We start from the raw sequence: 13,698 nt of genomic DNA on the forward strand, positions 1-13,698 counted from the left end.
AGTGCCCGGGGTTGGGGCAGGGCGGCGAGGTGGCCGGGGCGATCGGTCACCGGCAGCCGCACGCCGCCAGCGCGGTGGCCGCCTCGTCCAGGGCGGACTGGGCCGCGGCCGGGTCGGTGGTGCCGTTCGCCAGGAAGGCGAAGGCCAGCAGCCGTCCGTCCCGGTCGACGACGGTGCCCGCCAGGGAGTTGACGCCGGTGAGCGTGCCGGTCTTGGCGCGTACGGTGCCGGCCGCCCCGTCGGCGTAGCGGCCGGCGAGGGTGCCGGTGAAGCCGGCCACCGGCAGGCCGGTGAGGACGGGGCGCAGCTCGGGGCGGGCCGGGTCGGCGGCCTGCACCAGCAGGGCGGTGAGCAGGTCGGCGGTGAGCCGGTCGCCCCGGTCGAGGCCGCTGCCGTCCTTGAAGACGGCGCCCCGCACGGGCAGGCCGAGCTGTGCCAGCCGGGCGGTGACCGCCGCGCCGGCGCCGGCGAAGTCGGCGCGTTCGCCGCTCGCGAGGGCGGTGTGGCGGGCGAGGGCCTCGGCGAGGTCGTTGTCGCTCTCGGTCAGCATCCGTTCGACGAGCGTGGCCAGCGGCGGCGAGGAGACCGCGGCCAGGAGGCGGGCGCGGGAGGTGGCCTTGGACGGGCCGGGGGGCGTGGCCCTGACGCCGCGGTCCTCCAGGAGCGCGCCGAACTTCCGTGCGGCGTCGGCCGCCGGGTCGGCGACGCGCGGGGCGGGGCCGCGGGTGGAACCGTCGGTGCGGGCCTCGTCGACCATCAGGGGGGTGACGGCGGCGAGGTTGGGGTTGGCCCCGATCGGGTGGACCGTGGTGCCCTCGTAGAGGGTCGTGTCGTAGGAGAGGGTCACCTCGCGCACCCCCCGCGCGGACAGGGCGGCGGCGGTGCGCTCGGCGAGGTCGTGCAGGCTCGCGAGGCCGCCGGCCTCCTCGCGGGCGGTGAGGGTCGGGTCGCCGCCGCCGACCAGGACCACCTCCCCGGTGTCGGGTTCGAAGACGGCCCGGGTGGTGAGGCGGTGCTCGGCGCCCATCGCGAGGAGCGCGGCCGCCCCGGTGGCGATCTTCGTGGCCGAGGCGGGGACGAGCGCGTCGCCGGAGCCGGTGCCGTACAGCCGCTTCCCGCCGGTCACGTCGACCACGGCGGCGGAGCGGCGGCCGAGCGCCGGGGCCTTCAGCAGCGGGTCGAGGACGCCGGCGAGCGCCTTGCCGCCGGGCGCCGTCCCGGTGGTGGTGGCGGTGCCGCCGAGGCCGGTGAGCACGGAGGCGGCCGGCGGGGCCGCCCGGGGCCCGCGGGGCGGCGTGCCGGCGTGGGCCCGGGTGCCGCCGTGATCTGCGCCACGCGCGGCTTCCAGGGCCACGGCCCGGTCCCGCTCGGCCGTACGCTGGCCGGTGGAGTCCCAGGGACCGGCGACGGTCGCCACTCCCGCGGCGAGCGCCAGACCGGCGGTGGCCGCGGTCGCGGTGAACCGCCGGGTCTTCGGCCACGCGCCCCGCGGGACCCGCGGTGATCCCGGCCGGCCCGGCCGTGCGGACCTCGGCCCGGCGGCCGCGGCGGCGCGCGCCAGGTACGGCCGCAGGGCCCCCGCGGCCCGGGCGAGACGGGGCCGTACGGCGTCCGCGATCCGCACGACGTGCGGTCCCGCGGCCCGCCAAGGCCTCAGCTCCGGCACGACCACCAGCCCCTTTCGCGATCACACACCTGCGTGAGGGACACTTAACCACCAGAACTATGTGCTGATCATGGAGGAGCCACCGGTGGAGTTCGACGTCACGATCGAGATCCCGAAGGGTTCGCGGAACAAGTACGAGGTGGACCACGAGACGGGTCGGATCCGCCTGGACCGTCGACTCTTCACCTCGACCGCCTACCCGACCGACTACGGCTTCGTCGAGAACACCCTCGGCGAGGACGGCGACCCGCTGGACGCGCTGGTCATCCTGGACGAGCCGACGTTCCCGGGCTGTCTGATCCGCTGCCGCGCGATCGGCATGTTCCGCATGACCGACGAGGCGGGCGGCGACGACAAGCTGCTGTGCGTCCCCTCGACCGACCCGCGCGTGGAGCACCTGCGGGACATCCACCACGTGTCCGAGTTCGACCGCCTGGAGATCCAGCACTTCTTCGAGGTCTACAAGGACCTGGAGCCGGGCAAGTCGGTCGAGGGCGCCAACTGGGTGGGCCGGGTCGACGCCGAGGCCGAGATCGAGCGGTCCTACAAGCGGTTCAAGGAGCAGGGCGGCCACTGAGTCCCCCTCTCGCGCACGTCGCGACGGGCCGCACGCGGACGCGTGCGCCCCGTCGTGCTGTGGTGCGCATACTGGGCAGGACGGGGGCAGGCTTACGGACGGTGTCGTACGTCGTACAGGGAGTGCAGGGCAAGTGACGGACGCGGAGGACCGCAAGCCGCAGTCGGACGAGGCGAGGAGCGCCTTCGTCGTGTCCACCGTCCCGGCGGGGACGGTGGACACCGAGTCGTCGACGACGTCCGAGTTCGCCGTTCCCCGGGGACTGGCCGTCCCGAGGAGCGACCCGGATTCCGAGACGACCTCCGAGTTCACCCTTCCGGACGGGCTGGACGTGGTTCCGCCGCAGCCGGCCGAGCCGGAGGGGTCGGCGTTCAGCCCGCCGCGCACCTACAGCGCGAAGCAGGCGCCGGCGTTCACGCCGCCGGCCGGGGTGCCGATCGTCACCCTGACCAAGGACGTGCCCTGGCAGGACCGGATGCGCACGATGCTGCGCATGCCGGTGGCCGAGCGGCCGGCGCCGGAGCCGGTGCACCGGCCCGACGAGGCCGGCCCCGCCGTCCCGCGCGTGCTCGACCTGACGCTGCGGATCGGCGAGCTGCTGCTGGCGGGCGGTGAGGGCGCCGAGGACGTGGAGGCGGCGATGTTCGCCGTGTGCCGCTCCTACGGCCTGGACCGCTGCGAGCCCAACGTCACCTTCACCCTGCTGTCGATCTCCCACCAGCCGTCCCTGGTCGACGACCCGGTGACCGCCTCCCGCACGGTGCGCCGCCGCAGCCCCGACTACACCCGGCTGGCGGCCGTCTACCAGCTCGTGGACGACCTCAGCGACGACGAGACGCACGTCTCCCTGGAGGAGGCCTACCGGCGGCTGGCGGAGATCCGCCGCAACCGGCACCCGTACCCCGGCTGGGTGCTGACCGCGGCGAGCGGACTGCTCGCGGGGGCCGCCTCGGTGCTCGTCGGCGGTGGCGTCCTGGTGTTCGTCGCCGCCGCGATCGGCGCGATGCTCGGCGACCGGCTGGCCTGGCTGTGCGCGGGGCGCGGGCTGCCGGAGTTCTACCAGTTCACGGTGGCCGCCATGCCGCCGGCCGCGATCGGGGTGGCGCTGACCCTGGCGCACGTGGACGTGAAGGCGTCCGCGGTGATCACCGGTGGGCTGTTCGCGCTGCTGCCCGGACGGGCGCTGGTGGCGGGCGTGCAGGACGGCCTGACCGGTTTCTACATCACCGCGGCCGCGCGCCTGCTGGAGGTCCTGTACTTCTTCGTGGGCATCGTGGTCGGGGTGCTGGTGGTGCTGTACTTCGGCGTGCAGCTGGGCGCCATGCTGAACCCGGACGCGGTGCTCGGCGGCGAGCCGCGGCCGCTGCTGCAGACCGCCGCGTCGATGGCGCTGGCCCTGGCCTTCGCGGTGCTGCTCCAGCAGGAGCGGTCCACCGTGCTGCTGGTGACCCTGAACGGCGGGGTCGCCTGGGTGGTGTACGGGGCGATGCACGCCACGGGCGGCATCTCCCCGGTGGCCGCCACGGCCGTGGCGGCGGGCCTGGTGGGCCTGTTCGGGCAGTTGCTGGCCCGGTACCGGTTCGCGTCCGCGCTGCCGTACACCACGGCGGCGATCGGTCCCCTGCTGCCCGGTTCCGCCACGTACTTCGGTCTGCTGGGGTTCGCCCAGAACGAGGTCGACGCGGGACTGGTGTACCTCACGAAGGCGGTGGCACTGGCCATGGCCATCGCGATCGGGGTGAACCTCGGGTCGGAGATCTCGCGCCTGTTCCTGCGGATCGGCTCCGCCGAGAAGCGCAGGGCGGCGAAGCGGACGCGGGGCTTCTAGCCGCCCCGCGTCCCCCGGACCGGTCGCTGGTCCCGGTTCAGTAGCCGCCGTTGTACGGCTGCTGCGGGTGGTAGCCCTGCCCCTGGCCCGGGTTCTGCCCCTGCGGGTACGGGCCGCCGTGGTACGGGCCGTTGCCGTACGGCTGCTGGGGCTGCTGGGGCCGGGCGGGCTGCTGCGGGTGGTGGCCCCGGTGGTCGCCGTAGGGCCCGGGGGCCGCCTGCCGGGGCGGCTGCCGGTCGGGGGTGATGCGGCGCAGCTGGGTCGTGGCGTCGTCCATCACGGGGGCCTGCGGGTGCTGGGCGTACTGCGGCTGCGGCGGGGCGGCCGGCACCTCGGCGGCGGCGCGCTTCTTCTTGCCGCGTTCCCGCAGGTACTCGACGATGATCGGGACCACGGAGAGGAAGACGATCAGGATGAGGATCGACTCGACGTTGGCCTTGATGAACGCGATCTGGCCGAGCCAGTACCCGGCGACCGTGACGCCGGTCCCCCAGACGATGCCGCCGACCACGTTGTACACGAGGAACGTGCGGTACTTCATGCGGCCGGCGCCGGCCACGATGGGGGCGAAGGTGCGCACGATCGGGACGAAGCGGGCCAGGACGATGGCCTTGGGGCCGTACTTCTCCATGAACTCGTGGGCCTTCTCCAGGTTCTCCTGCTTGAAGAGCTTGGAGTTCGGCCGGTTGAACAGCCTCGGGCCGAAGAACTTGCCGATCGTGTAGCCGACCTGGTCACCGGTGACGGCGGCGATCACGATCAGCGTGCACACCAGCCACAGCGGCTGGCTGATGTAATTGCCCTCGGCCACGAAGAGCCCCGCCGTGAACAGCAGGGAGTCACCGGGCAGGAACGCGAAGAGTCCGGATTCCGCGAAGACGATCAGCAGGATGCCGGGGAGGCTGAAGGTCTCGATCAGGTAGTCCGGGCTCAGCCAGTCGGGGCCGAGCGCAAGGGTGGTCACGGGATTGTGGCTCCTGCTGCTTGGGGAATAAGGGCCGGGCTGGTTGCCCAACGTATCAACGCAACCGTCAGAACCCGGGTTCCACCCGGGTTTCGCGGGGTACCCAGAATGCCTTGTGGCCCGGCCGGGGTGAAGCCGGGGGCCGGGTGGGCACCGGAGGGCGCGGCCGCGGACGGGACCCCGGCCCGCCCCGGGGCCGCCCGTCGCGCGAGGCGCGAGCCGTCCCCCTCCCCCGGATGTTGTGCCGGTTTTGTCCGCTTGGCCCGTTTATCGTGTGCGCGTGGCCCAGGACAGCGCACCGTCGGCACCCTCCACCGCCCCGGCGGCCGAGGCGCGCGCCCTGCTGCCGACCGTCGTCCCGGCGCTGCTCGTGGGCGTGCTGGCGAGCCTGGTCCTGGTGGGCGTGAGCGCCGCGGCCGAGCGGCTCCAGGACGTGCTGTGGCAGGACGTGCCGGACGCGCTGGGGGTCGGCCGGTACTCCGTCCTGTGGATGTCCGCGGTGCTCGTCACCACCGGGATCGCGGTCGGGCTGGTGGTGTGGAAGGTCCCGGGACACGCGGGCCCCGATCCGGCGACCACCGGCCTGGACGCGCCCGTGCTGCCGCCCGCGGTGCTGCCGGGGCTGCTGCTGGCGACCGCGCTCGTGCTGGCCGGCGGGGTGAGCCTGGGGCCGGAGAACCCGATCATCGCCGTGAACGTCTCCCTGGCGGTCCGGCTGGGCACCAAGGCGTTCCCCCGGGCCCCGGAACACGGCTGGGTGGCCCTGGCGGAGGCGGCGACGATCGGCGCGCTGTTCGGTACGCCGGTGGCCGCCGCGCTGGTCATCTCCGAGGCGCTGGCGGGACGGCGGACCGGAGGACGGCTGTGGGACGGCCTCTTCGCCCCGCTGGTCGCGGCGGGGGCCGGCGCGCTCACCGCCACGCTGGTGGCGCGGCCGAGCTTCGACCTGCACCTCCCGTCGTTCGGCCGGCCCGGCTGGGGCGACCTGCTGGCGTCGCTCGTGATCGCCCCGGCGGGCGCGCTGCTCGGCATGTGCGCCGTGTACGCCTTCCCGTACGTCCACGGCGCGTTCCGGCGGCTGCGGCACCCGATGCTGGTGCTCCCGGCCGGCGGGGCGGTGCTGGGCGCCCTGGCGGCCCTGGGCGGGCACCTGACGCTGTTCAAGGGACTCGACGAGATCGCGGAACTGGCGCGCGACCCCGGGGGCTGGTCGGCGGGCGAGTTCGCGACCATGGCGGTGGTGAAGCTGGCCGCGCTGCTCGTCGCCGCCTCCTGCGGCTTCCGGGGCGGGCGGATCTTCCCGGCGGTGTTCGTCGGCACGGCGCTCGGCCTGTGCGCGCACGCGCTCGTGCCCGGGGTGCACCCGGCGGTGGGCGTGTCGGCGGGCGTGCTGGGGATCCTGCTGGCCGTCACCCGGCAGGGCTGGGTGAGCCTGTTCGTCGCCGCTGTCCTGGTCGCCTCACCGGGGATCCTCGCGCTCCTGTGCCTCGCCTCCCTGCCGGCCTGGCTGCTGGTCACGGGCCGCCCGCAGATGCAGCTGCGCGCGGACGGGACGTCGGTCCGGTGACCGCCGTCCCGTCCCGCCGCCGGCCCGTCCGTCCGTCCCGGCCCCCTGTCCCCCTCCCCGTCCCCCCGTCCCCGTCCGCTCCCGACTCCCGGAGACACCCATGCCGCTCCACGAAGGTCCGCAGCACGACGAGCGCCCCCTGTCCGTCAACCCCTTCCTCGGACCGGCCGACCCGGTCGGGGGCATGACCGAGGCGCCGCCCAAGCACCGGCTGCCCGCCGGCCCCACGGCGCCCTCGACGGCGTACCGGCTGGTGCACGACGAGCTGATGCTGGACGGCAACGCACGGCTGAACCTGGCCACCTTCGTCACCACCTGGATGGAGCCGGAAGCCGGGCTCCTGATGGCGGAGTGCCGGGACAAGAACATGATCGACAAGGACGAGTACCCGCGCACCGCCGAGCTGGAGCGGCGCTGCGTGGCGATGCTCGCGGACCTGTGGCACGCGCCCGACCCGTCGGCGGCCGTGGGCTGTTCGACGACCGGGTCGAGCGAGGCGTGCATGCTCGCCGGGATGGCGCTGAAACGGCGCTGGGCGCTCGGGAACGCCGACCGGTACCCCTCGCGCGACGCCCGGCCGAACCTCGTCATGGGCGTCAACGTCCAGGTCTGCTGGGAGAAGTTCTGCACCTTCTGGGAGGTGGAGGCCCGTCAGGTCCCCATGGAGGGCGAACGGTTCCACCTGGATCCGGGGGCGGCCGCCGAGCTGTGCGACGAGAACACCATCGGGGTGGTGGGCGTCCTGGGCTCCACCTTCGACGGGTCCTACGAGCCGGTCGCCGAGCTGTGCGCGGCCCTGGACGAGCTCCAGGAGCGCACCGGCCTCGACGTCCCGGTGCACGTCGACGGGGCGTCCGGCGCGATGGTCGCGCCCTTCCTCGACGAGGACCTGGTGTGGGACTTCCGCCTCCCGCGGGTGGCGTCGGTCAACACCTCCGGGCACAAGTACGGGCTGGTCTACCCGGGGGTCGGCTGGGCGCTGTGGCGGGACGCGGACGCGCTGCCGGAGGAACTGGTCTTCCGGGTGAACTACCTGGGCGGCGACATGCCGACCTTCGCGCTGAACTTCTCCCGGCCGGGCGCGCAGGTCGCGGCGCAGTACTACACGTTCCTGCGGCTGGGACGCGCGGGCTTCCGGGCGGTGCAGCAGGCCGCGCGGGACGTGGCCACGGGGCTCTCCGCGCGGATCGGGGCCCTCGGCGACTTCCGGCTGCTGACCCGGGGCGACGAGCTGCCGGTGTTCGCGTTCACCACCGCCGACGAGGTGTCGGCGTACGACGTCTTCGACGTGTCCCGGCGGATGCGGGAGCACGGCTGGCTGGTGCCCGCGTACACCTTCCCGGCGAACCGCCAGGACCTGTCGGTGCTGCGGGTGGTGTGCCGCAACGGCTTCTCCGAGGACCTCGCCGACCTGTTCGCGGAGGACCTGGCCCGGCTGCTGCCGGAGCTGCGCCGGCAGCCGCGTCCCCTCACCCGCGACCGGAACGCGGCCACCGGCTTCCACCACTAGGGCCTGGCGTTCGGATCAGCCTGGCTGTGGCCGACGGTGCGTCTCGGTCGAGCCGAGCGGGGTCCGGTGCGCGCAGATGCAAGGCGGAGGAGGGAGTCGACGCGGAGCGTCGGCGACCGACGACAACGCGGCAGATGTGCGCACCAGGCCCCGCGACGCCAGGGTGATCCAAACGACAGGCCCTAGCCACCGGGGCCTTTCGTCCCGGTCAGCGCTCGTCCCCGGGGTGCCGTTCCCCCGTCGCGTACGGGTTCTCCTCGCCCTCGGCCAGGACGCCGACGAACGGCTCGCCCTCGCCGGCGAAGGTGTAGGCACCGTCCCGGACGCGCTCGATGAGACCGCGGGTCCACTCGGCGCCGAAGTCGGCCGAGCGGACCCAGAAGTCCATGATCTCCCCGATGTGGCCCAGCTGTCCGGGCCCGCCCTCGGGCGTGTAGTACTCGGTGACGGACCGGTGCCACTCCTCGATGGCGCGCACCCGCTGCTCCAGCAGTGCGAGGGCCTCCTCGCGTTCCAGGTCGACCATGAGGCCGAGGCCGGCCGAGAGCACGTCCGGCTTCTGGTCGTAGGAGGTCAGCGACTCCCGCAGCAGCCGGAAGTACTCCTCGGTGCCCCGCTCGGTGATCTCGTACTCGGTGCGCGGCGGGCCCCCGGCCGTGGACGGGGCGGTCTCGTGCGCGTGCAGCAGCCCCTGCTTGGCCATCTGTTTCAGGGCGTGGTAGATCGAGCCGGGCTTGGCGTGGGACCACTCGTGCGCGCCCCAGTACTCCAGGTCGTTGCGCACCTGGTAGCCGTGGGCCCGCCCGTGCTGGCGCACCGCGCCGAGCACGAGGAGACGGATCACTGACATGCGGCCAGGGTAGGCCCCGGAGCCTGCCCCCAGGAGCCGCGCTGCTCCTTCGCGACCAGCTCGGAGGCGGTGGCGCCGTCCGGGGACTCGCGGATGACGTCGGCGTGACCGGCGTGCCGGGCGGTCGCGCGGATCAGGTGCAGGCACAGCCAGCGCATCGAGAGCCGCTCCTCCTTCGGGTTCCAGGACGTCTTCGCCGGCAGGAAGGTGTCGTCGAGGCGGGGCACGGAGCGGATGGACGGCTCCGTCCCGGCGGCCACCTTCTCGTAGTACGCGAGAGCGGACCCCGCGGTCTCGTCGCCGACCAGCCGGAAGCTCTCGTGCCGGTTCGACTCGTCCCGGTGGACGGCCGGCGGCTCGCCCCCGGCCCGGGCGATCCAGCCCTGCTCGACCCCGGCGACGTGCTTGAGCAGCCCGGCCAGGGAGGGTTCGCCGGCGCTGGGCCGGGAGGACGCCTGTGCGTCCGTGAGGCCGAGCAGCGCCCGCCGGACGCCGCCGCGCCGCTCCGCGACGAAGGCCAGGAGCGCCCCGCGCTCGTCGCCCCGCTCCTCGGGTCCCACGTGAGTGACCATGACCGTCCGCCTTTCGCCGTTCCGCCGCAGGTGGTCCCTGCTGACTGGCACCGGCGACGCCACGGGCCGACGAGGACGGGGGGTGTCCTCATCGGCCCGGGGGAACGGGAGAACGCAGACCGAAGGAGCGGCGGGACCGAAGGAGCGGGTTCAGAACGGGAAACCGCTCCGGCCGTGCTGCACCGAGATCCACTTCACCGTGGTGAAGGCGTCCAGCATCGCCTCGCCGTTCAGCCGGCCGACGCCCGAGTGCTTCTCGCCGCCGAAGGGGACGATCGGCTCGTCGTGCACGGTGCCGTCGTTCACGTGGAACATGCCGGTGTCGATCCGCCGGGCGAACGCGACGCCCCGCTCGGTGTTCCCCGTGTGCACGGCGCCGCTCAGGCCGTACGGGGTGTCGTTGACGAGGCGCACGGCCTCCTCCTCCCCGTCGAAGGGGACGAGGAAGACGACCGGGCCGAAGACCTCCTGCCGCAGCAGGGCCGAGTCAGCCGGCAGTCCGGTCAGCACGGACGGCTCGACCAGGTTGTCGGTGCGGGCGCCGCGCACCAGGGCGGTCGCGCCCTCGGCGAGGGCCTGCTCGACGACGCCGGTCAGCGCGTCCGCCTGCTGGGAGTTGATCACCGGGCCGATGACGGTGGCGGGGTCGCGCGGGTCCCCGGCCTTGAGCGAGGTGACCTTGGCGACGAACTTCTCGGTGAACTCCTCGGCCACCGAGCGGTCCACCAGCACGCGGTTGGCGGCCATGCAGACCTGCCCCTGGTGGACGAACCGGCTGAACACGGCCGCGTCCACGGCGTAGTCGAGATCGGCGTCGTCGAGGACCACCAGCGCGCTGTTGCCGCCCAGTTCGAGGACCGAGCGCTTGAAGAGGGAGGCGCAGACGGTGGCGACGTGGCGGCCGACCTTGTCGGAGCCGGTGAAGGAGATGACCTTCGGGACCGGGTGCTCCAGGAAGGCGTCGCCGATCTCCGCGATGTCGGTGATGACGACGTTCAGCAGTCCGCCGGGCAGGCCCGCGTCCTCGAAGATCTTCGCGATCAGCGAGCCGCCGACGACCGGCGTGTTCTGGTGCGGCTTGAGCACCACGCCGTTGCCGAGCGCGAGGGCCGGGGCGACCGACTTCAGGGAGAGGAGGAAGGGGAAGTTGAAGGGGCTGATCACCCCGACGACGCCGACGGGCACCCGGTAGACGCGGTTCTCCTTGCCGTCCACCGGCGAGGGGATGATCCGGCCCTCGGGGCGCAGCGCCAGGTGGACCGACTCGCGCAGGAACTCCTTGGCGAGGTGCAGCTCGAAGGCGGCCTTCAGGCGCGTGCCGCCGAGCTCGGCGACGATCGCCTCGGATATCTCCTCCTCGCGCTCCTCGACCAGCCGCAGCGCCCTCTCGAACACCGCACGGCGGGCGTACGGGTTGGTCGCCGCCCACGCCTCCTGGGCCCGGGCGGCCGCCCGGTAGGCCTGGTCGACCTCGTCGACCGTGGCGATGGCGATCGACGCGAGCTTCTCGTCGTCGTAGGGGTTGAAGTCGATGATGTCCCAGGAACCGCTGCCCGGGCGCCACTCACCGTCGATGTACTGCTGAGCGAGGTCGGTGAAGTACGACGACATGTGATCCCTCAATCCCTTGCTGCGTCAGCAGAGCACTGATCGACTCCGGTGCCTGATCGATCGTCATCGTACTGATGTTTCAAGAGAGTTGGAGGAGACCCCGGAGAAGGTCCCGGCTCTCCGACGGGCCCGGGCTGTCGTGCTGGAGCTCCTTGAGGGCGCTCTCGTACTGGGCGACGTCCTCGGTCTTGTCGAGGTACAGCGCGCTGGTGAGCTGCTCCAGGTACACGACGTCCGACAGGTCGGACTCGGGGAAGCTGAGGAGGGTGAACGCGCCGGACTCGCCGGAGTGGCCGCCGAAGCTGAACGGCATGACCTGCAGCCGGACGTTGGGCCGCTCGGAGACCTCGATCAGGTGCTGGAGCTGGCCGCGCATCACCTCGCGGTCGCCGTACGGCCGGCGCAGGGCGGCCTCGTCGAGGACGACGTGGAACTCGGGCGCGTTCTCCGAGACCAGGTACTTCTGCCGCTCCAGGCGCAGCGCCACCCGCCGCTCGACGTCGGCCTCGCTCGCGCCCTTCATGCCCCGCCGCACGACCGCGCGGGCGTACTCCTCGGTCTGCAGCAGACCGTGCACGAACTGCACCTCGTACGCGCGGATCAGCGAGGCCGCCCCCTCCAGGCCCACGTAGGTGGGGAACCAGCTGGGCAGCACGTCCGAGTAACTGTGCCACCAGCCCGCGACGTTCGCCTCCTTGGCGAGGGAGAGCAGCGAGGCGCGCTCCTGCTCGTCGGTGATGCCGTACAGCGTCAGCAGGTCCTCGACGTCCCTGGTCTTGAAGCTCACCCGGCCCAGTTCCATCCGGCTGATCTTCGACTCCGAGGCGCGGATCGAGTAGCCCGCCGCCTCACGCGTGATCCCCCGCGCCTCACGCAGTCGCCTGAGTTGTGATCCGAGCAGCATGCGCCGCACCACCGATCCCGGCTCTCCCGCGCTCACGTTCGACAGCCTCCCCAACGTCTTTCCGGGCCCGCAGTCTGCCACTAAAACACTTCGAGCAGTACTCGCCCGGTTACGGAAACGGGATTCGGCCGCGGAGGCCGGTCGGGAAGGGCCGGGAGAACGGGGGGAGGAACGGGCGCGGAGCGACGAGGAGGCAGGGGAACGGCCCGAAGAGGACACGAAGATGACGGAAAAATTAACCAACAACCGGTACGGGGAGGTCGATTTCGGTCAGCTGCACGTGCATCTGCCCTTGCATCCGCCGTACGCATCCGAAACCATGGCCCTTGCACCACCGCCGTATCGCTACGACCGCGAATTCCGGGAGTGCCTCGCATGGGGACGAATGGATCGACCATGCTCCAGCCGTTACGGCAGGGCCTTCCGCCGCTGAACCTCGCGGCCGCGTCCGACGCCGCCTCCTGCGCCCTTCCCGCCCGGTACGAAGCGGTGCGCGAGGCCCGGAGATTCACTCGCGGGACCCTCGGCCAGTGGGACCTCGACGACCGTTTCGACGACGTGTGCCTGGTGGTCTCCGAGCTGGTCACCAACGCCCTGCGACACGGCCTGCCGGCCTGCTCCCCCCGGCTGGGGCAGCAGGAGCCGCCGGTGCGGCTGCACCTGATGCGGTGGACCGAGCGGCTGGTGTGCGCGGTGCGCGACCCCAGCGACGACAGCCCCGTCACGCGCGACTCGGACGACTTCTCCGCCGAGTCGGGCCGCGGGCTGTTCCTGGTCGACTCCTTCAGCGACGGCTGGGGCTGGCACCCCCTGGCGGGCGCGCTCAGCGGCAAGGTGGTCTGGGCGTTGTTCCGCCTCAAGCGTCCCACCGCGCACACCTGCACCGGCGCGTGACGGAACGCGGCACGTGACCGGAGTGCCGCATGACGGGAGGCAGCGCTTCCCGGCGCCGCTCCTCCCCGCGGGGCACCGCCTCCCGGACGCCGTGCGGGACGCTCCGGGGCCCGGGCGCCCGCCCCGGGGCGGGTCAGCCGGCGACGAGGTGGTCGAACTCGCCGTCCTTCACGCCCAGCAGCATCGCCTCGATCTCCGCGCGGGTGTAGACCAGCGCGGGACCGTCGGGGAAGCGGGAGTTGCGCACGGCCACCTCCCCGCCGGGCAGCCGGGCGAACTCCACGCAGGAGCCCTGCGAGTTGCTGTGCCGGCTCTTCTGCCAGGCCACTCCGTCCAGCCGGGTGGCCGCCATGCCGTTGTACACGCCGGACAGGTCGGCACCGGCGTGCCCCTCGCCGTCGTACACGTCGTGGTCCACAGGTCGCTCCCCGCTGGTGCACTGGCTGGTGTGGCCATTGATGCAGTGGTCAACTGACCCGGATCATAGCTTTGTTCATGTGCATATGCAGGAGCAGATGCACGTGCACGCGGGGTGGCGCCGCCGTTACAGCGCTGTCGGCCGCAGGGTGAACGGTTTGACGGACGCTTTGCCCGCCCCGCTCCCCTAGAGACGCAGACGGGGGCCGTCGTGTTCCCTCGTGTTCCCCCGTGTTTCCTTCCCGTGCCGTCGGGCGTGCGCTCCCCCCGCCTTCTTCTCCCCGCGGGCCGTGCGAGGTGCGTCACGGGGGCTGGTGGGGCGCGGACGGGTCCTGTTA

Annotated in this window: 12 protein-coding genes; 5 read left to right on the forward strand and 7 right to left on the reverse strand. The window is 72.9% G+C overall.

Translation table 11 applies throughout. From position 1 onward, the window contains the following. Window positions 1–46: 46 nt before the first annotated feature. Window positions 47–1,672 (reverse strand): D-alanyl-D-alanine carboxypeptidase/D-alanyl-D-alanine endopeptidase, encoded by a 1,626-nt coding sequence (gene dacB, locus ACZ56B_RS06440; RefSeq protein ID WP_468786882.1) that lies wholly within the window; start codon window positions 1,670–1,672, stop codon window positions 47–49. 79 nt (window positions 1,673–1,751) lie between these two features. Here dacB and ACZ56B_RS06445 point away from each other — a divergent pair, with 79 nt between their 5' ends. Continuing rightward, entirely contained in the window at window positions 1,752–2,243 is a 492-nt protein-coding gene (locus ACZ56B_RS06445; protein ID WP_006132604.1) for an inorganic diphosphatase, read from the forward strand. A gap of 133 nt (window positions 2,244–2,376) precedes the next feature. Further along, entirely contained in the window at window positions 2,377–4,071 is a 1,695-nt protein-coding gene (locus ACZ56B_RS06450) for a threonine/serine exporter family protein (RefSeq protein WP_468786884.1), read from the forward strand. A 37-nt stretch (window positions 4,072–4,108) separates the two neighbouring features. On the opposite strand, the gene ACZ56B_RS06455 is transcribed toward ACZ56B_RS06450, so the two are convergent. Continuing rightward, complete coding sequence (locus ACZ56B_RS06455; protein ID WP_468786886.1) at window positions 4,109–5,035, reverse strand: DedA family protein; 927 nt, start codon at window positions 5,033–5,035, stop codon at window positions 4,109–4,111. Window positions 5,036–5,315: 280 nt separating this feature from the next. Here ACZ56B_RS06455 and ACZ56B_RS06460 point away from each other — a divergent pair, with 280 nt between their 5' ends. After that, window positions 5,316–6,602 (forward strand): ion channel protein, encoded by a 1,287-nt coding sequence (locus ACZ56B_RS06460; protein ID WP_468786888.1) that lies wholly within the window; start codon window positions 5,316–5,318, stop codon window positions 6,600–6,602. Between the two features lie 100 nt (window positions 6,603–6,702). Then, window positions 6,703–8,112 carry a glutamate decarboxylase gene (locus ACZ56B_RS06465; RefSeq protein WP_468786890.1) on the forward strand — a complete coding sequence of 470 codons (1,410 nt, stop codon included), beginning with the start codon at window positions 6,703–6,705 and terminating at the stop codon, window positions 8,110–8,112. A 208-nt stretch (window positions 8,113–8,320) separates the two neighbouring features. On the opposite strand, the gene ACZ56B_RS06470 is transcribed toward ACZ56B_RS06465, so the two are convergent. The 4 genes from ACZ56B_RS06470 to ACZ56B_RS06485 form a co-directional block, all read right to left on the reverse strand. After that, window positions 8,321–8,962: a PadR family transcriptional regulator gene (locus ACZ56B_RS06470; RefSeq protein WP_468786892.1), complete on the reverse strand. Its 642-nt coding sequence runs from the start codon at window positions 8,960–8,962 to the stop codon at window positions 8,321–8,323. Further along, complete coding sequence (locus ACZ56B_RS06475) at window positions 8,953–9,534, reverse strand: DinB family protein (protein WP_468786894.1); 582 nt, start codon at window positions 9,532–9,534, stop codon at window positions 8,953–8,955. Before ACZ56B_RS06475 ends, ACZ56B_RS06470 begins: the two co-directional genes overlap by 10 nt. Window positions 9,535–9,684: 150 nt before the next feature. Further along, entirely contained in the window at window positions 9,685–11,145 is a 1,461-nt protein-coding gene (locus ACZ56B_RS06480; protein ID WP_468786896.1) for an aldehyde dehydrogenase family protein, read from the reverse strand. Between the two features lie 79 nt (window positions 11,146–11,224). Then, the gene (locus ACZ56B_RS06485) at window positions 11,225–12,049 is read right to left on the reverse strand and encodes a helix-turn-helix domain-containing protein (RefSeq protein WP_468787188.1); all 825 of its coding nucleotides are present in this window, start codon (window positions 12,047–12,049) and stop codon (window positions 11,225–11,227) included. 396 nt (window positions 12,050–12,445) lie between these two features. On the opposite strand from ACZ56B_RS06485, the gene ACZ56B_RS06490 reads away from it, so the two are divergent. Next, window positions 12,446–12,943 (forward strand): ATP-binding protein, encoded by a 498-nt coding sequence (locus tag ACZ56B_RS06490; RefSeq protein ID WP_468786898.1) that lies wholly within the window; start codon window positions 12,446–12,448, stop codon window positions 12,941–12,943. A gap of 133 nt (window positions 12,944–13,076) precedes the next feature. On the opposite strand, the gene ACZ56B_RS06495 is transcribed toward ACZ56B_RS06490, so the two are convergent. Next, the gene (locus tag ACZ56B_RS06495) at window positions 13,077–13,361 is read right to left on the reverse strand and encodes a DUF397 domain-containing protein (RefSeq protein ID WP_468786900.1); all 285 of its coding nucleotides are present in this window, start codon (window positions 13,359–13,361) and stop codon (window positions 13,077–13,079) included. Window positions 13,362–13,698 lie beyond the last annotated feature (337 nt).

Source organism: Streptomyces sp. NPDC034670 (assembly GCF_055574875.1).